Genomic DNA, 19,891 nt, shown 5'->3' with positions numbered 1-19,891 from the left:
CGTTAATTTTTCGGAGGACTCAGGGTTATAATCAGCACATAGAATGACCGTGTTCTTGTTCTGTGTCACGTTGACTTATTAACGATTCCTCATTTATAATTCGGACATCAAGGGCTTGGCAGACATGGCTTACCATAGATGCTTGGGATATCGATCTGTAAACACACTCAAACTCAAAAGTGAAAGATGTGAATGCATTATGAATAATGAAAAATTATATTACGGTAAAGATATCGAGGTTATGTTTAATTCGGATGTCTGCATTCATTCCGGTATTTGCGTAAAGGGCCTCCCTGCTGTTTTTGATCTAAGCAAGCGTCCCTGGGTTGATCCTGATGGCGACACTTCGGATGCCATTGCCCGTCATATTGACACATGTCCAAGCGGAGCATTGACCTACAAGCTTTTGGAAGGTGAATATTCAACAAAGAAAGAGGATGAACATGCATAACGTAGAACATGAACCTGCCAATAAGAGATTTTTTATTCAAGATAACGATGATACCGCTGCGGTGATGACCTATGTAATCTCGAGTCCAGAGCTATACATCATTGATCACACTTTGGTGGAAAATGCTTACCGAGGACAAGGGCTTGGCGATGAACTTATCAAAGCTATGGTGGAATACGCGCGGGAAAACGGTATTAAAATTTTACCTTTATGCCCGTTTGCCAAGGGGCGTTTCGAACATATCTCCGAATACGCGGACGTTCTCCATCAATAAAACGAATATCTGAAGCGGATTTTCATGTGGTTACACAACAATAAAAGGCGTCTATATCATTTTCTGAATGATATAGACGCCTTTTGCCTTTTTACGTATCCTGCTTAAACGTTATCGCTTAATCCAACAATAGTTTCAAACGGTCGCAACACCAGTGGCAGCAAGCCATTTTCATAGTTGGTAAGCCAGATCTCTGAGAAGTTGAGCCCAAGCTCATCTTCCGCAAGCTCCACCATGTGTTCAGTAAGATTGATGACTACCAGCACCTGCTGGTCTGCCAGTGTACGGGTATATGCAAATACACTCGGATGATCCGGCATAAGAAGCTCATAGATACCATAGGTCAACGAATCGTGCTCTTTTCGCAACCGAATCATTTGTTTATAAAATTGAAGAATGGAACCTGGTTCCTGGAGTTGTTTCTCTACGTTAATATGGATGTAATTGTCATTCACTTTCAGCCATGGCGTACCACTGGTAAACCCTCCCTCTTTGGCCGAGGACCATTGCATCGGCGTTCTGGAGTTATCACGACTCGAAGCCCAGATGATGTTCATGATCTCCTCATGCGACATCCCCTCTTCACGTTTGATCTGATATAAATTTCGATCAGCGATATCGTTATAGTCCTCTATGGAAGGGAATGCCACGTTTGTCATGCCGATCTCTTGCCCCTGATATATGAAAGGTGTGCCTTGCATGAAAAAGTACATGGCTCCAAGTGCTGTGGCACTTTCATACCAATACTCCGTATCATTTCCCCAAGATGAAACTTTGCGAGGCTGATCATGATTTTCAATAAACAAAGCATTCCAGCCGACGCCTTCCAGTGATTTTTGCCACTTCGTCAAGACGTTTTTCAATTTGGGAACATCCAGTTGCCTGTCTGTGCTGTTTTTCCAGAGGTCCAGGTGTTCGAATTGAAAGACCATATTAAATTTCCCTCTGACTTCACAGATCCAATCCCGCAGATCTTCTTGGTCCTCTACCTTTACTCCATTTGCTTCCCCAACAGTCACGACGTCATATCTGGATAATGTGTTCTCTTTCATTTCTTGCAGATAACTCTGGATTCCCTTGACATTCATATGCTTTTCAAATGAAGAGACGTATTTGACGCCTTCTCTTATTGGCATGTCCAAGAGACCCTCTTCTTTGTGAATATGGCTGATTGCATCCACACGGAAACCATCAATCCCTTTATCCAGCCACCAATTCATCATTTCATATATGGATTTCCGAACCTCCTGATTTGCCCAATTCAAATCCGGTTGTTTTTTGGAGAACAGATGGAGATAGTACTGTCCGGAGACTTCATCATATTCCCAAGCAGAACCGCCAAAGATGCTCTCCCAGTTATTTGGTTCATCTCCATTCTTCCCATCTCTCCAGATGTACCAATCCCGTTTGGGGTTATCCAGCGAAGCTCTGGATTCAATAAACCACGGATGTTCGTCACTGGTATGATTGATCACCAAGTCCATGATGAGTTTCATGCCCCGGTGATGCACTTCATTCAGTAATTGATCAAAGTCCGCCATCGTGCCGAATTCATCCATAATGGAACAGTAATCGCTGATGTCATAACCATTATCGTCATTGGGTGACTTATACATCGGGCAGATCCATATCAGATCAATACCGAGATCTTGAATATAATCCAGTTTTGAGATGATCCCCCTAATGTCACCAACCCCATCTCCGTTGGAATCCATAAAACTTCTTGGATAGATTTGATAAGCTACTGCTTCTTTCCACCATACTCTTTTCATTGAATACAATCCTTCTTTCTTGAGAACTGAACATTATATAACGTATTATGCTTTAATCATGGATAAGGTACATTCTGGCTTCATATGGACGTAATTCGCTCTCCGGGAGTTCACCAGTATAGTTAGCTATCAAAAGCTGATAGGACCCTGTTAATTGCTCCTGAAGCGGAAGTTCGGTCGTATATCCTTGGAAATTGCATACCACAAGAATTGTAGTACCATTCAACGTGCGGGTATAAGCAAATACGTCTGGGTTCTCTGGAAAAATCAGCTCATAATCACCATATACGATGACTTCATGATCTTTTCTTAATTGGATTAACTTCCGGTAATAATGGAATATGGATTCGGGATTATTCAAACTTTCCTCGGCATGGATCTGCTTATAATTTGGATTCACCTTAATCCAAGGTTCGCCTTGTGTAAAACCCGCGTTATCGGAAGTATCCCATTGCATAGGTGTGCGTGCATTATCACGTCCCTTGGCGTAGATCGACTCCATCACGCTTTGTTCAGGATAACCTTTCCCCATTCTTTCCTTATAAAAGTTGAGCAATTCAATATCCCGGTAATCCTCGATCGAATATTGAACATTCGTCATACCCAACTCTTCACCTTGATATATGTAAGGCGTACCTTGCATGCCATGAAGAAGGGTCGCCAACATTTTAGCCGATTCAACTCTGAATTCTCCATCATTTCCCCAACGTGACACGATTCGAGGCAAGTCATGGTTGTTCCAGAACAGACTGTTCCAGGCATCACCCTTGAGCTCCGTTTGCCACTTGGACAGCACTTTTTTTAATGCCATCACATCCAAAGGTTTAAGATCCCACTTTCCTTTGCCTTCTTGTTCATCCAAACTGATGTGTTCAAATTGGAAGACCATTGAAAACTCACTACCGTCTGGATTGCTGTACAGTTTGGCGATTTCCGGAGTGGCACCCCATGTTTCTCCAACCGTTAGCAGGTCTTCTGCTTTTTGAAACGTCTCCTTGCTCAGTTCCCTGATATACTGATGCAGATTAGGCCCGTTTCCCGTAATCTTCAAATCCGGTTCTTTACCTATTAAGTCGATTACGTCAAGGCGAAAACCACCCACACCCTTGTCAATCCACCAATTGATCATGTTATATATCTCCTGCCGAACTTTGGGGTTTTCCCAGTTGAGATCGGGCTGTTTTACGGAAAAGAGATGCAAATAATATTGCCCGATCTCAGGCACCCACTCCCAGGCTGAACCACCAAAGGTGGAACCCAAGTCATTCGGGGGTGTGCCTTGAACACCATCTCTCCAGACGTAGTAGTCATGGTACGGATTGTCTTTGCCTTTTTTGGCTTCTTGAAACCAGGGGTGTTCATCCGAGGTATGGTTCAATACCAAGTCCATAATAATTCGAATGTCACGTTTCTTGGCTTCAAAAATTAACGTTTCCATATCTTCCAAAGACCCAAACATCGGATCGATGTCCTGATAATCTGAAATATCATATCCGTAATCATCTTGAGGAGACTTGCAAACGGGTGATAACCAGATCGCACCAATGCCGAGTTCCTGCAAATAATCCAATCGGGACACAATGCCCTCCAAGTCACCGATTCCATCACCGTTACGATCTTGAAAGCTGCGTGGATATATTTGATATACAACGGTTTCTTTCCACCATTTTTTATTTTCCATGTTCCATTCAACCTTTCTAAGGTTATTCTTTGACCGATCCTACAACAATGCCAGTCACAAAGTATTTTTGCAGCAAGGGATAAATCAGCAATAGCGGGATAACAGCAACTACGATTTTGGCTGCGTTCAGGTTTTTATTCGAAATTTCAGTCAGGTTGCTGAGTTCGCTGGAATTCGTGCCGGCTTGAAGCAAATCGGCAATATTCACATTAAGGGACTGAATATAGGTCATTAGCGGGTAATTGCTGACTTTGGTCATATAGATCAAACCGCTGAAGAAGTCATTCCATGTACCCACGATACTGAATAAGGCGACTGTCGCCAGCGCAGGAATGGACACAGGCACATACACTTTGAACAAGACCTGAATGGGATTCGCTCCATCGATGAACGCTGCTTCTTCAAGCGCTCTAGGTACAGCAGAGAAAAAATTCATCACAAGGATGACACTGAATATGGGGACAGCGCCTGGCAGAACCAGTGCCCATATCGTATTCAGCATGTCCAGGTTTTTGATCAGCAAGTAACTCGGAATCATGCCTCCGCTGAACAACATGGCAAAAATCATGATATTCATATAAATGTTTCTGCCTTTAAATTCCCTTTTTGATTTGGATAGCGGATAAGCCATCAAAATAATCAGAATCATGTTAAGCACAAGGGTAAGTGCGACACGTAGAACGGATATGCCAAAGGAGCGCCAGAACTGTGCATCATCAATAATTTTGGTATAAGCCGCTGTTGTGAAATTGACCGGAACGAGACCTACAGCATTCGCGGATACCGCCTCGCTGCTGCTGAATGAAATGGCGACGATATTCCATAACGGAAGAAGGCAGACCAATGCCAGCATGATAACGATGGCATAGATGACAACCCGGCCAATTCGATCTTTGAAGTTTGCAGAATAGGACACAGATTTGGCCTCCTTAGAATATTTTTCTGTCCGTATACTTTTTGGCCAACTGGTTGGCAGACAAGAGCAAGACAATACCGATTACGGACTTGAACAAACCAACAGCTGTACCGAAGCTATACTGTCGCCCAACGAGACCGATCCGATAGACATAGGTATCCAGAATGTCGCCTGACTCATAGACAACCGGGTTATACAGATTATAGACTTGGTCGAAACCGGCGCTCAAAATGTTGGTCAGACTCATTACGCCCATGAGCAGAATAATAGGCAGCATGCCTGGCAATGTAATATGCCATACTTTTCTCCACCAACTGGCTCCATCCATTCCTGCTGCTTCATACAGACCGGGATCAATCGACGTAATCGCAGCCAGATAGACGATGGAACTATAACCAAACTCTTTCCATACGTCTGTACCGATAATCAGTGGCTGGAACCAGGTGTTGCTGCCAAGGAAATTAATATTTTCGAGGCCAAAAAACGCCAACATTTGATTCACAATACCATCCAGACTGAACATGTTGACAACAACGGATGCCAGTACAACCCAGGATAGAAAGTGCGGCAGATAAACGATCGTCTGCACCGATTTTTTAACGTATTTGACACGAATTTCATTTAACAAAACGGAAAAAATGATGGCCATCATCGTTCCAAGCAAAATCTTGCCAATCGCTATCACCAACGTATTGCTGACGACCTGCGCGATATCCGGCAGCTTGAACATATACATAAAATGCTTCAGGCCAACAAATTCGGAGCCGAACATGCCCTTGGCCGGTATATAGTCCTGAAACGCCGTAATGATACCAACCATTGGAACATAGCTGAATACAAGCAAAAACAAAATACCCGGAAGCATCATCATATGGTACATGGCACCTGGGCTGAGCCGCCCTCTCGCTTTCAAATTCCCCTGTTTCATGGATGAACTCCTCTCGTTGAAGAAAGGCTGCGTATCGCAGCCCTGCCACTGTTCATGAATATTATTGTTTCGATGCGATTTCGTCTTCAATTTCCTGAATGACTTGATCACCACCCTGTTTCTTCCAGTTACTCACGAATGTATCGAAGTAATCGAGAGGTTCTGAACCCGTTACAATTTTGATGAACGATTCCTGTTCCAACTTCGTCAGATTGGCCCACGTCTGTTTCATGCTTGGTGTAGTGCCAGAGAAAGCAGGTGTCATCCATACAAATTTGTTTTCTTGTGTTAGTTTGTCGATCAGTCCAACTCCGTTGATCCGCGAATGATATTTTGACCAAGCAGTCACATCATCCGTATCCATGTCACTCAAATAGGTTTTGATGCTTCCGATATTGTTCTTCGATTCGGTTGTTCGAACCTCATCCAGGGTAATCTCTCCTTTAATCCCGCGAACTACATCAGAGTAGTCATCCAGCAGTGATGTAGCCGAATTGACTTCGATATTAAAAGGTCTCGTGGAACCGTCTACCCCAGTCTCCTGATACTTGGCAGCTTCCGGCATGGTTGTTGCAACATCTTTATCATTGGCCAGTTTATCGTAGAACAGGTTTACAATCTTAACGGCCAGTTCAGGGTGTTCATATCCTTTTCTCACCACAATAAACTGATTGGACGGGTTGGCATGCGCCACGTTGACCTTGCCGTTTGCATCCTCCAACGTATAAGCTGAGAATTTCGCATTTTTATCCATCTGCTTCGCACTGATCAGTCCCCAGTCAGGGATATGCCACGGTCCAAAGGCGATGCCGCTTTGCCCATTGGCGTAGAGTGCAGTAATATCATCAAACGTGCGGGTTCCAAATTGCGGATCCATGATGCCATTCTTGAACCAATCCGCCATGGTACCCAGCATTTTCTTCGTTTCTTCTGTTGTGGAACCGTACACGATTTTGCCGTCTTCACCATTCATCCAATATTGCGGGAAGGCTCCCTCGGTTGAGGCCACACCCAGCATCGTATAAGCAGAGCCATTATAATCTGTTGTATTCATCGTGTTCACAAATGGAATGCCTACCGGGTTTCCGGATTGGCCAGGATCTCTTTTCAGGAATTCCAGCGCTGTTTGCTCCACTTCATTCAGTGAAATGGCGCCATCTCCGTCTGCATCAAGTTGAATCCCCAGCAGATCCAGCCAATCTTGACGGACCCAAACCATCGTTGGTGCGGAATCCAGGGAAGTCGCCGGAAGGCCCATCAAACGTCCATCGATTGTTGCATTGTCTAATGCCCGTCCATCATAGGAATCGTACATCTGCTTAATGTTATCTGTGGCATATTGATCGTAAATGGACGTCAGATCCTCAATCAGGTCATTATCCACCAATTCTTTCAGTTCATCTTTGGAATCGACGCGCATCATGTCAGGCAATTCCCCGGATGCGATGGCGAGTGAAACTTGACGGCTATAATCTTCGCCATTGGCTTCAAATTGATCTGTAATCTTGGCGTTAAACGTGTCTTTGACCAGCCGGGTATACGCATTATTCTCATAGGTATCTCCAGCCGGCAGTTTCGGGTTGGCTGTGGTTACTCGTCCCATGGTTACTGTGATTTCGTCTTTATAGGCACTGAACGGATCTCCCGGCGTTACCTCATATTTGCCTGCTTCCTCTGCAGTAGGAGGATTGGAAGAGCTCCCACATGCCGCTAGGGCTGCAACCATCAAGGCAGACATGGACAGCACAGCGAGACGCTTCGTCAACCGGTTGCTTTTCATAGACCATTTTGTTCTCATCTAGTTCGATTCCCCTTTTTTCTGATGTTCAATATATTTGTTTGCGCTTTCATTATAAAATGAAGTGAAGGCTAATCGAGATAGGGATAACACGTCCGTTTGGATAGAGAAATGGTTACAGTTTTCAGTCCGTATTATGACGTATGGTTAACTTGTGATCATTTACCCTACCTACTGACCAACATTTGTCTATCTCCCCCTATTCTCGATCAAAAACAAAAGCCGGCAGCTCCTAAAACAGGAGACTGTCGGCTATTTATTTCCTCTACCTAGCTGCCGATATTCGCTTGGCAGAAGACCTGTCAGTTCACGGAAAATCCGGCTGAAGTATTTTTCATCCGTATAACCCACTCGCTCCGCAATCCAAAAAATCGTGTTATTTGTATTGAGCAAGTACTCTTTGGATTTCTCTACCCGGCTGAAGCGGGAGTACTCATTAAAGGTTTTCCCCATCAGATCTTTGAAACATTGACTGAAATAACTTCGGCTGATGTTGAGTTGTTGGGAGAGAGCTGAAGCTGTATATGCCTGTTCCAAATCCTGCTGCACGATCATCACCGCTTTTTTCACGGCATCGATAATTTCCTGTGAATACGAAGTCTGTTCATCTGCCTTTCGAATGCTTGCAGCAGTCTGTTTGATCCATTCTTCAACCTCGTACCAAGATTCGAAAGAATGGATCATCGAGATTTTTCCAAGCGTAGTTTGGGCAAATAGGTGGTTCCATTCCATCACGATCGAGTACAGCAATCCCATCAACTGACCTTTATGTAATCGTAAGGATATAAACTGGTCAATGAGTTGATTGTAGTAACTGTCATGGTGGGTCCATGGTGTCTGGAACCAACTTTGCTTAATCCGATCAAGGTCCTCATCCTGCGGTTCTTTTGAACCTGTGTCTTCCTCATTCATCGAAACGGCAATGACTTGGTTATTGGGGTTGTACGCATAGAATAAAGTCGTCTCTGTATAATTCCTAATCCAGTTTTTGATTTGCGACCATGTTCGCTCTTGTACATCAGACAAAACCAACAACGTACTATGGGGAACTTGATGCAGGCATTCCTTCAATTGCTGAAATAGTTGATCATCTTCGGACGGGGGTGTAGCCCACATGTAGCTATTCCGCTCAACCTCCCACCTTATCAGATCTTCATGCGCAGTTAACTCTTTTGGCCACTTCTGCTCTGATTTACGATCCTGTGAAACAAGTGCATACACATTTCGATAATGGACATTGATTTCATCCTGCGAAGGCATCTTTCTTGTCGTGTTTGTCAACCCGCTAATTCGGGTATGTATCCGTTGCAGAACATGTTCGAACTGCTCTTTCTCCAGCTGCACTTTGGCTATATAATCAATGGCTCCGAGTCTTAGCGCTTCCTGGATATAATCGAAATCCTGATGCAGTGTTAACACAACGATATGAAGTTCGGGATAGAGCTGCCTCGCAGCTCGCATCAGTTCAATCCCTGACATGACGGGCATCGCAAGATCCGTTAGCATCAGATCGACCGGTTGGGTTTTTAGGAAATCCAGTGCTTTCGCCCCGTTGCTGGCCTCTCCTACAACCTCCATGTTGAACTCGTTCCATGGCATCGCAGAGCTAATGCCTTTGCGTACCAACTTATCATCATCTACAATCAATACCTTAATCATGCCGAGATATCTTCTCCTTTAATAGGCAATACGAGCAGTATGCTTGTCCCTGTTCCCAATTCACTCTCAATCACCAGTTGTGCTTGGTCGCCGTACTGTGCCTTCAACATGCGGTGAACGTAATTGAGTCCGATGCCCATCCCTACTTTTTGTTGTTCAGCCTCACGATTGTTCAGCAGATTATGAATGGTTTCCTCCGTCATACCTGCACCATTATCTTGTATCATAATGTTCAACGTTGCAGTGCATGTCACTTCAATCTGAATAAAACCTTCGTCACTCAATCCATGATATAACGAATTTTCAACCAGTGGTTGCAGAATAAAGCGGGGCACAGGAATTTGAAGTACTTGTTCATCTGCCGTAATGCGGACGTCAAATTCAAAGTCATAGCGAATTTGCTGCAAAATCAGATACTGTCTTAACGCATCGATCTCCTCTTCCATGGTGGATACTTGCCCTAATTTGCCTAGATTGTAATAGAGCAGCTTGTTTAATGACTGCACCAGCTTGTCGATCTCCCCTTGTCCGTTCATGACCGCCAGCCAGTGCACCGTATCCAGCGTATTCATCAGAAAGTGCGGATTGATCTGATAGAGCAGTTTTTCCACTTCCAGGTCTGCACGAATCTTCTCTTTCTGCTGAACTTCCTTGAAGAGGTCACCAATCTGATGCTGCATATTCGAAAATTCACCCAACAGAAAATCAAATTCGGGAATCTGAGTGCGAGCTCGGCTCCCTTTTGTTTGTGGATTTTTGGACATCCCATTGATCTCCGAATGGAACAGACCGAGTGGTTTGTAGACCATCTTCCACAGCAACCAAGCGAGAAACACGGTAAAGCCGAGGAAAAATAAAGCGACCAGCAAAATTTGAAGCAACCACTGGTTTTTCTCCTGTTGATATTGAGACTGCGAAATGACCGATACGACACTCCAGTTCTGTGAGGAATCCTCTTTGAACCAGTGATACCCGCGGGATATTCCGTCCTTGGCAGGTTCGGCCGTTATGCTGGTGAAATTCTCCCCTACCTTCATGGCTTCCGGTATTTCGCTGTACACAATGTTGCCTTCACCATCCAGGATGAGATGAGATAATGCGCCGTTGTATTGATTGTAGCCCAGGATATCCTGTGTAAGGCGAAAACCTGATTCTACGTAAATGAACACGTCGTTTCTCCCGGAAAGTTGTACTTTTCGCATAGCAGACAGAACGAGTTGATCATCAAATCGGTTCTTACTCATATGGGGGCCATAGTACTTAATGCCATAGGTTTGGAAGAGCACAGGCAGAGACTCAGGAGAGAAACGATCCTTGATTGGAAAGTTTCCGAACTGCGTAGTACCTTCTTTTTGAAAGTAATACAGGGTCAATCCGATATTAGGGTTGGTGAAGGTGACAACACTTAACTCGTTCTTTAATTCGTCCCTGGCCTCAATCAGTTCGAAGATATCGGAGGACGGATTCAAGAATTCATCTAATCTTTTGCCTAAAGTACCCCTGTAAGATAATTGCTGCGTAACGTGATTCAGATTGGTGATGGAGTTCTCCAATGAGGATGTCACCTGCTGTAAATTGCTACGGATGCCATCATCGATCTTATTTGCGAAAATGGAGTCGATTGTATAATAAGAAATCGCAAATATACTAATAAAGGGGATAAACGCACTGAGAAAGAACAGTAAAAAGATTCTTTTTTTAAGTGTCATGGGAACCTCTTCTCCTTCTGAAAATAAAACAGCAAGCCTCCTGCGTATGGAAGCTTGCTCTGAATATACATTCAAGCGGACACGCTGTCTGTATCCTTTCCAAGTCCAATTTCCTTTCATCATTATAGATTGATATTCTAATAAGTCAAACGCTTTCATACTGTGCGTATATAAAAAGTGCTACTCCTCAAAATAATGAGAAATAGCACTTTTATATGTGTACCTTACTTCAGTTGTAATCACTTCTTGTTCATGGAATGCTCAAACATTTCAGTCTACTCTCGTACCGTCACATTTAATTTGTGTGATCTGGTTTCCCCTGAGGGATTGCGAAGTACCGCTTCATACTCGAAGATTCCAGGTGCCCTTCCAGAGATTGCGGTAACTGCAGACTGTGCACTAGGCGTATTGGATTGAAGCGATTGTGTGTCGATCAATACACCATTTTCGTAAAGTTCATATTCGGTTGCGTTTATTCCCCACCACAGATTCATGGTGACATTATAGTTGCCGTCACCGTCCCAGTTGTCATTCGACAGAACCGCTTGCCCTGGGGAAGCATCTGTGACGATGACTGTCAGTGGAACACTCATGGTTGAACCCAGTGCATTGATCAATTCTCCAGTATAGATATAGGTACCATTTTTCTGTCCAGTAATATCCACTTGAACAGACTGGGCGGACGGGGATTGATCGACCAGAGAAATTTCTTTAATCAATACACCATTCTCATACAGCTTGAACTGATTGCCGTTATTCCCCCACCACAGATTCATCGTGATTGTAAAGTCTCCGTCTTTGAGCCCTGTGTCGTAACCATTATTATCAGATAACACCGGAGTGCCAGGGGCTCCGTTTGCTAGTGGCGTTCCCTGATGGAGCCATTCCTCCCACTTAATCAGCACACTTGCCTGCTCATCCGTAAATACGGTTCCTCTAGCTGCTTGAACTTCATTACCGTAGGATGCAAGCAATTGACGCGCTTTTGCTCCTTCACGATTGTTTGCTGCCTGTTTGGCCTGCTGTAACGTGTTTATGAGTTGATCAGATAGAACACTAGCATTAGGATCGATCGATTCATCAGCAAAGGCGTTGGTCAGATTAATCAGGCTGTCGAATGTAGCAATAACGCCAAAATGATATTCTACCGTCTGTTCCCAGCCAGCCAGATCGGAGACCGTTGCCGTAACCTGGTTCAGGCCGGGTTCCAGTGTATACGCAGGAGTGTCGAGAAGCACACCCTCCGGTTCTTCCACTCCGGATACCGAATCGGAGGCTGTATATCCAATTTCCACATGCTGATCAATGGTGTACTCGGTTTGACCATGAATTTCAATGGTTGGAGGTACGAGATCAATGGATATGGACAAAGACTGTTCACTCTCTTTGTTACCGTCAACATCGACACTCCAGTAGGTGATGGTATGTGTACCTTCTTCAGTTAGAGTCAACTGTGTGCCACTCACCGTTTCACCACCATTGATTTGATAATAGGTCCCTTCGATTTCGGAATCTTCATCGGTTGCTGTGAAGGTTACTTGTGCCGGAGAAGTATACCAGCCGTTCTGCAATTCTCCTTCCACAGTTGCCGTAGTATGCGGCGCTTCCTGCTCCGGAGTTTCCCCTTCCAACGTAACCAAATCAGATAGCGGAATATTCAATTCCTTCACAAGGCGTGCCACGAGTTCAGATACCTTGATTGCACCGTTCATTTGCAAATGTGTATTGTCCTCGGTTGAGCCTACCCACATGAATATCGATTTGGTTCCTTCTGTGCCAAGCTCTTGGAAATGCTCCCAACTGGCTTGGTTCAGATCAATGATAAGCGTTTCCGTTTCCTGCGCCGTTTCTTTCATCGCCTGTACGTATTCCGGGAAGCTTTTGTTCAGCACTTCTCCGGTAAAATCACGACGATTCACTGGCGTGACCAGAACTGGAATCGCACCTCTCTGCAGAGCGCCGTTAATGTATTCTTTCAAATATACCTTGAACTGCTCGGGCGTGAGATAACGCTCTGGACGGGACGGCGTGGAATCATTATGAGACCACTGCATGAACAGATAATCGCCTTCTTGAATGTCGAGTAAAATATCGTTGAGATATCCACCGACCAGGAAGGTTTTGCTGCTCAAACCTCCAACTGCCCGGTTATCAATACTGACTTCATTTGGATCAAAAAATCCACCTAACGTTTCTCCCCAGCCCGCTTGCGGACGGTAGTTCTCCGCGTAATTGGCCACAGTGGAATCGCTGGCCAAATAAATAACAGGTTTATTGCTTGCACTGTGATCTGGCAGACGCTCCAGCTTCAGCGCATTGATCTTCGGTGCATTTCCGGTGAAATTGAAGTTAAAGACCCCATCGATCAGGGCAATGTCATACGTGATTTCTTTGAATTCGCCCTTGGCAATGCTTGTAAGCGGCAGCTTTGTCATCTGTTCTGCAACGACATTTGCGCTGGTCAATTCCTCCGCATCCCCGATGGTCATCGTTACCCGGTAATTGGCCGGTTCCATCTCCGCCAGGAAAGAGGTACCGTTTACTCGTGTGAAATCTTCCTTGAGCAAATCTCCGGTTTCCCGGTTCTCATCTTTGGTGAGTGCAGTATCGGCAAAACCGTATCCGTTGCCTTCAATGTACGCTCTTTTGGCATCTACCTTGATGTATCCGTCGGCTGCGCTGCCGGCACCAAAGTCAAATTTGTATTCGCTTATCTCTTCGCTCGGTTCACTTGTTAATGACTCCTTCGCAACAGTTAACATGTTAAACGCATGGTCAACTTGAGCCTGCGTGGCTTCCGTATTGAATATAGCTTCCGCAGCTGCCAAAGCCCGGTTCACCACGGCCTTCGATGCATCTGTATAATCCGACAGATTCAGTGCTTTGATCTCATCGTACAGAGCGATTAAGGCCGTCTGATCGCCGCCCTCCGAAGTGAGCTGTGTGCCTTCAATTCGCACGTTGTCGATCTGGGTAGTCCAGTTCAGCGTACCTCCACCGCCTTTTCTCGTTCCCAGGAATCGCATGGATCTGACGTTGTCCGCATATGCGCTGGAACTCAGCGAGATATCTGCAATCGTTTGGGTAACTGTCGGATCGGCCAGGTTCGTTAATGTCAGATCCAATGTTTTCTCGGCAAAATTAACGGTTGCATCCACATTGACCCACTGGTTCTTGGTAATATCTGTAGCCGTTCCCCCTTCGGGTATGGCTGTATCCCCTGTGCCATAGTCCGGATTATATGCACCGACAAAATAATGAATTTTGGTGCTTCCGGTTTTGGTATACAGCGTGAACAGGGCATTTTCGTTCGAATCCTGAATCGTGAGATGACCTTCTGATGGATAGGCACTCACATTACCGGATTGCCAGTCAAAGTTCACGTTCACCTGATCGCCGTTTACGGCATCAAACAGACGGAATACTTTGGCCCGATTGCCTGAACCTGACCCCGCGACGGACAGGACCTTATTTCCGGACTGTTCAACAACGGTCCCCGTCATGGTTCCTCCAATACCCGTGGCATTGACCATCGCATACTGGTAACCGGCAGCGTCGCCTTCAAAATCCTCCTCATATAGTTGGATTTCCGGCTCTGGCTCGGGTTCGGAAATATCCGGGTCGATGACCAGCGACGAAATGCTCAGCTCCATGTCTTTGACCGCACCAGCAACGAGTCCGGCAATTTTCTGTGCACCATAGCTGCTGAAATGCGTATTATCGTTGATCCCATTCGGGTATTTTGGATATTCACCCGGATTAGCATAGAGGAACACTTTCTCCGTAGCTGTATTACCAATTTTGTCGTAGTACGCAATGCTTAATTTGCTGAGATCAATAAGTGGCACATCTAGCTCCTCCGCCACTTCTTTGGCAGACTGCACGTATGCCGGGAAGCTGACATTGAATTCCTGAGTCACCGTATTAAAATCTCTGCGCCCAACCGGAGTGAGCAATACCGGTGTAGCGCCCCGCTGTTTGGCACCGTTTACATAACGAGCTAAGTAGATCTTATAGTCCTCCGGTGACGCGTAACGGTCCGGTATCCCTGCACTGGCGTCGTTATGACCAAAGGAAATGAAGAAGAAGTCCCCCGGCTTAATTCGCTGCAGGATGGTATCCAGACGACCGTCTACCATAAACGATTTGCTGCTTCGGCCGCCGATCGCATCGTTCACAATGACTGCCCCATTGGAGAAATAACGTCCGAACTGCTGGCCCCATCCCTCTTGAGGAGCCTGCATTTCACTGTACGATTGCATGGTTGAATCACCAGCCATATAGATCGTTGTTGCCGCACCAGCCGCTTTCTCTGCATACTTCTCGATGATGACATCTTGAATGTCTATGGCTGTCCCTGTGAAGAGAAGATCGAGCTGTCCATCCACTATTGCAACATCATAGGAATACTCCAACGGTGCTCCTGCTGTCACATTGGTTACGGCGAGCTTCTGAACGAATTCAGATTTGACTCCAACATTTGAGTCATTCGCATCATTGCCCAATCGCAGCGTCACCTTATAGTTCGCATTGGGCAGATCAACGGCAAATGTCGTGCCTGCCGCGGCCGAAACCTGGTTTGCCCCTACCGTAACACCACTTGTATCCTTGAAGCCGTATCCCGGATCTTGTGTGTAGAGCGTATCCTGTATGTTTGTACTTCCCGACGCAGTCTCTGTACCGAAATTAAAGCGGTAGACCGGCTCCAGCATTTCAGCTTCGCGAGTCAGCGCCAGATCGGCTTTAGGGAATGATGTAGCTTCCGCTCCAAGATAAAAGCCGGTATGAGGCGGCTGGTTGTAGGATACATTTTGCCAGGCTACGCCAAGTCGATACACAGGGTCCTGCATCAGCGTAGGGATGCGGTAGTCTGAAGGAATGGTCGTCGTGTAGAGACGATACTCCGAACTATCTTCGCTCCGCAGCAGAAGCTCCTCACGCCAGTCGCCCAGAATGTCCGCCTGGAGTGCCGGATTGCCTTTGGTATGGTTGTTCGTTAACGTACCGGTTGCCCGGAAGATCTCATTCAGCTTTTTGTTTTGGTAATCCCACTTATAGATGAGCGGAATTCCTTTGGCTGTGCTATTATCCCACTCATGGTCCAACAGCTCCCGCTGAAGATCTCCATCCCACCAGATGGCGAAATTGGCGGTTTTGGGCCCTTCGTCCACAGTGTAGATAGCCTCTCCGGCTGCTGAATAGGTATTGGTTACAGGTACACTTTGCCCATTGGTAACGGTCGTGGCCCATGATTCGTAACCCGGATAGTTCGGATCAATGTCCGCCGACATCCCGCGACCGGTGTCAAAACCTGTTTTCTCACCCCAGAGGATTTCACCTGTTGCCGCATCGCGCATCTCCAGCCCGTATGCCGCATCGGAATGCTCGTGCACACTTACGACCTGATAGCCCTCCCGGTTCGGATCGAGCTGGCCGGCGTGCATGGCGTCACCGTGGCCGAGTCCGGTGCTGTACATCAAGCTGCCGTCATCGTCAATGGCTAAGGCGCCAAACATAATTTCGTCCTTGCCGTCCTTGTCGACATCCAGCACACTTAGATTGTGGTTGCCCTGTGATTGATATTGTGATCCTGCTTCATTCGTGTCGAACGTCCAGCGCTTGACGAGTTCCCCGCCAACATAATCATAAGCAACAAGCACTGTGCGGGTATAATAACCCCGGCTCATCACGACACTTGGCTTCGTACCGTCCAGATAAGCGATGCCGCCAAGGAAACGGTCTACACGGTTGCCATAGCCGTCACCCCAGTCACTGACGTTGCCTCTTGGCGGATCATAATTCACAGTGGATACAGCCGCGCCAGTCTCACCGTTAAACAGCGTGAGATATTCTGGACCTGAAAGTATGTATCCGCCGTCGTTGCGATAATCCTTCGTGCCGTCACCAATGACCGTGTCTTGGCCGTCCTTTGTGCCGTCCGCCGTCTTGACAACAACCTCAGCCTTTCCATTGCCATCGAGATCATACACCATTAATTGCGTATAGTGCGCTCCGGCGCGGATGTTGACTCCCAGGTCAATCCTCCACAGCTTTGTGCCATCCAGTTTGATGGCATCGATATAGACATTCCCCGTATAACCCGCCTGCGAATTGTCCTTGGAATTGCTTGGACTCCACAGGAAGACAATTTCATACTCGCCATCCCCGTCCAAGTCAGCTACGGAAGCATCTCCTGCATAATAGGAGTATGTTCCGCCGTCCTTAGTTCGGCCATCGGCCGGTTTATCGAGCGGAATAGGGAGATAATCGTTATGCCAGACCGATACAACCTCCGGCTGCATCTGCTCTTTGCCTGCAATAACGGTGGAGATCTGATATTGCGAGCTGTCGAAACCAGTGGTGTCTACATAGTTCGTCACATCACTTATGGGCGATGCGTTCACTTTGGTTCCGTTTTTGTATATGTTGAAAGCGATATCATCTGGATCGTTGTTTAAATACCTCCAGCTTAAAAAAACGCCGTTGTCTACAAGAACCGCAACCAACCCCCGGTTAAGATACTCTCCTTGGCGACCCGGCAGACTGCTTGATGACTCTGCACGTATCGGCGCCGGAGGAACAGCCAGTGAAATAACCATAAGGAGTGCTAAAAAAGAGACAAACATCGATTTCTGGATGGAAACAGTTCTTCGGATCATTCGATTAACTCCCCCTTATCTAAAAATTCATTTTTAGAATCATCAGTTCGACCCTGCCCAGATTGTTGTCATTTGAACACAATTTATAGCCACCTCCTTTATATGTTACCGCTTACATTTATCTTACAGGTCTAAAAAAAGACAGACAATCTAAAAAATGTGACGTATTATATAAGATAATTGACTTTTTTAGGAAGGAGATGAAACGATGGTTCATACGGTCTCTTATGCTTTTCGTAATGACGATACATCAATCATGACACTGGACTCTATTGGATGGCAGATCGTTTCTAGCGAGGAATATCGTTGTCCAAGTGATGATAGACCGGACCCGGGACACGTCGTTTTTCAATACACGCTTAATGGTCAGGGTTATCTGGATATTGAAAATCAAACGATTCCTTTACCAAAGGGACATGCCCTACTTGTTAAAATCTCTGGAGAACATTGCTATTACTATAAACAAGAGAACAACGAACCATGGGAATTTATATGGATCAACATTCGCGGGGATGAAGCTAACCGAATCTGGGATATGATGCATGATAATGAGGGACATGTCATTCGACGAAACGCGGACTCTCCCTTGATTCAAGAGTTATGGCAAATTATCCATTTGATTCATCAAGAGAAAGTTACGGACAAGTATCGCTTGTCCATGCAAGTCTATCGGTGGTTGCTTATCCTGGTACAGACGAGTCGGGATGCGGAGAAGGATATCGGTGCCCTATCCATAACAACGATTGAGAAATGCAAAAAGTTCATCCGAGAGAATTATGCATCTCCATTAACGTTGGATCTTCTAGCCAGCCATTGCGATATCAATAAACACTACTTGTGCAGATTGTTTCAGAAATCGGAGAAAACATCACCGCTAGCCTATCTGAAAGACAGACGCATTGAGGTTGCAGTTCGACTACTCCGTACAACGGAACTTCCGATTTCCCAAATTGGTCAACAATGCGGTTTTGAGAGTCCCAGCTATTTCGGCAAAGTTTTCCGGCAATATATGTCCATGTCGCCCAAAGAATACCGCTTGAATAAGTTAGAGTTTCCTTATGAGGCCATCTATTATGAGTAGCTAAACTTGCTGTTTGCTAGTTGTCCTTGGCTTGGGAACAGCTCTTATACCAATATAATAAAAAAAGCCGCTAGAATAGCGACTTTTAATGGAACTATGTTCTTTGTGTGCTTCGATGATTGCTGCACTTATTGAGCGGTGTATCCTCCGTCTATGATCAGACTATTTCCTGTCATATATGAAGAATCGTCACTAGCTAGGAACAGAACGGCTTTCGCCATCTCTTCTGCTTGACCCAGACGTTTCATTGGTGTTGCCGCAGAAAGTGCTTGTTTGCTCTCTTCCGGGATAATCGGTGTATCGATGAAGCCAGGGCAAAGGGAGTTCACCCGAATATTCTGCTCAGCATACTCCAGCGCGAGCGAACGCGTCAGGTTCACAACGCCACCTTTAGCTGCATTGTAGGCTGCCGAACCAGGTGAACCAACCCATCCGTACATGGAAGCCGTGTTGACGATTGTACCTCCATCAATTTTGAGCATTTCGCGAATCGATTCACGTGCAACCAAGAATACGCCGTCCAGATCAACATTGACCGTATTGCGCCATTCGGCATAATCAAGCTCATGTGTCGGATGAACACGCCCGATTCCCGCATTGTTGAACACGATATCCACTTGACCAAATGTTTCTACGGTTTGTTTGAAAATCTCAGAAACCTCTTCTTCACTTGTTATGTTTGCTTTAATAAAGAGAGCCTCTGCTTTAAGCGCTTTCAGTTCCTGCTCAAACGCCTTGCCTTTTTCTTCATTCAGATCCACTAAGACCACTTTAGCTCCTTCGGAAACGAATAAGCGAGCTGTCGCTGCACCAATCCCGGATGCTCCTCCTGTGATGACTGCAACTTTATCTTGAAGTTTGCCCATGAATAAATCCCCCAGTATAATATTTTGAATAGCGCCTATATAAATAGTGCTATATGATGTTTACAAAACTAATTCTATGCTTAAAATTGTAACAATC

12 protein-coding genes are annotated in these 19,891 nt (G+C 45.7%); 3 read left to right on the top strand and 9 right to left on the bottom strand.

The window, feature by feature from the left end; all coding sequences use genetic code 11:
- Positions 1-199: 199 nt before the first annotated feature.
- Entirely contained in the window at positions 200-451 is a 252-nt protein-coding gene (locus tag MKY92_RS15915; protein ID WP_339296852.1) for a (4Fe-4S)-binding protein, read from the top strand.
- Complete coding sequence (locus MKY92_RS15910) at positions 444-725, top strand: GNAT family N-acetyltransferase (protein ID WP_339296851.1); 282 nt, start codon at positions 444-446, stop codon at positions 723-725. Before MKY92_RS15915 ends, MKY92_RS15910 begins: the two co-directional genes overlap by 8 nt.
- A 104-nt stretch (positions 726-829) precedes the next feature.
- On the opposite strand, the gene MKY92_RS15905 is transcribed toward MKY92_RS15910, so the two are convergent.
- From MKY92_RS15905 to MKY92_RS15870, 8 genes are all read right to left on the bottom strand, one after another.
- On the bottom strand, positions 830-2,497 hold the full coding sequence (locus MKY92_RS15905) for an alpha-glucosidase (protein WP_339296850.1): 1,668 nt from the start codon (positions 2,495-2,497) through the stop codon (positions 830-832).
- Positions 2,498-2,549: 52 nt separating this feature from the next.
- Positions 2,550-4,178: an alpha-glucosidase gene (locus MKY92_RS15900; protein ID WP_339296849.1), complete on the bottom strand. Its 1,629-nt coding sequence runs from the start codon at positions 4,176-4,178 to the stop codon at positions 2,550-2,552.
- Between the two features lie 22 nt (positions 4,179-4,200).
- A complete protein-coding gene (locus tag MKY92_RS15895) occupies positions 4,201-5,094 on the bottom strand; it encodes a carbohydrate ABC transporter permease (RefSeq protein WP_339296848.1) in 894 nt (297 codons plus the stop codon).
- Between the two features lie 13 nt (positions 5,095-5,107).
- Complete coding sequence (locus MKY92_RS15890; RefSeq protein WP_339296847.1) at positions 5,108-6,022, bottom strand: ABC transporter permease subunit; 915 nt, start codon at positions 6,020-6,022, stop codon at positions 5,108-5,110.
- 61 nt (positions 6,023-6,083) lie between these two features.
- Entirely contained in the window at positions 6,084-7,820 is a 1,737-nt protein-coding gene (locus MKY92_RS15885; RefSeq protein WP_339296845.1) for a sugar ABC transporter substrate-binding protein, read from the bottom strand.
- Between the two features lie 252 nt (positions 7,821-8,072).
- Positions 8,073-9,479, bottom strand: coding sequence for a response regulator (locus tag MKY92_RS15880; RefSeq protein WP_339296844.1), 1,407 nt, complete (start codon positions 9,477-9,479; stop codon positions 8,073-8,075).
- Positions 9,476-11,188 carry a histidine kinase gene (locus MKY92_RS15875; RefSeq protein ID WP_339296843.1) on the bottom strand — a complete coding sequence of 571 codons (1,713 nt, stop codon included), beginning with the start codon at positions 11,186-11,188 and terminating at the stop codon, positions 9,476-9,478. Before MKY92_RS15875 ends, MKY92_RS15880 begins: the two co-directional genes overlap by 4 nt.
- A 275-nt stretch (positions 11,189-11,463) precedes the next feature.
- Entirely contained in the window at positions 11,464-17,847 is a 6,384-nt protein-coding gene (locus tag MKY92_RS15870; RefSeq protein WP_339296842.1) for a GDSL-type esterase/lipase family protein, read from the bottom strand.
- Positions 17,848-18,055: 208 nt separating this feature from the next.
- Here MKY92_RS15870 and MKY92_RS15865 point away from each other — a divergent pair, with 208 nt between their 5' ends.
- A complete protein-coding gene (locus tag MKY92_RS15865; protein ID WP_237175237.1) occupies positions 18,056-18,928 on the top strand; it encodes an AraC family transcriptional regulator in 873 nt (290 codons plus the stop codon).
- Between the two features lie 128 nt (positions 18,929-19,056).
- Here MKY92_RS15865 and MKY92_RS15860 read toward each other — a convergent pair whose 3' ends face one another.
- On the bottom strand, positions 19,057-19,794 hold the full coding sequence (locus MKY92_RS15860) for an SDR family NAD(P)-dependent oxidoreductase (RefSeq protein ID WP_339296841.1): 738 nt from the start codon (positions 19,792-19,794) through the stop codon (positions 19,057-19,059).
- Positions 19,795-19,891 lie beyond the last annotated feature (97 nt).

It is taken from the genome of Paenibacillus sp. FSL R5-0623 (assembly GCF_037974265.1).
Classification (GTDB): domain Bacteria; phylum Bacillota; class Bacilli; order Paenibacillales; family Paenibacillaceae; genus Paenibacillus.
The sequence above is the reverse complement of the archived record's forward strand: the minus strand, read 5'-3'. Positions and strand labels throughout refer to the sequence as shown.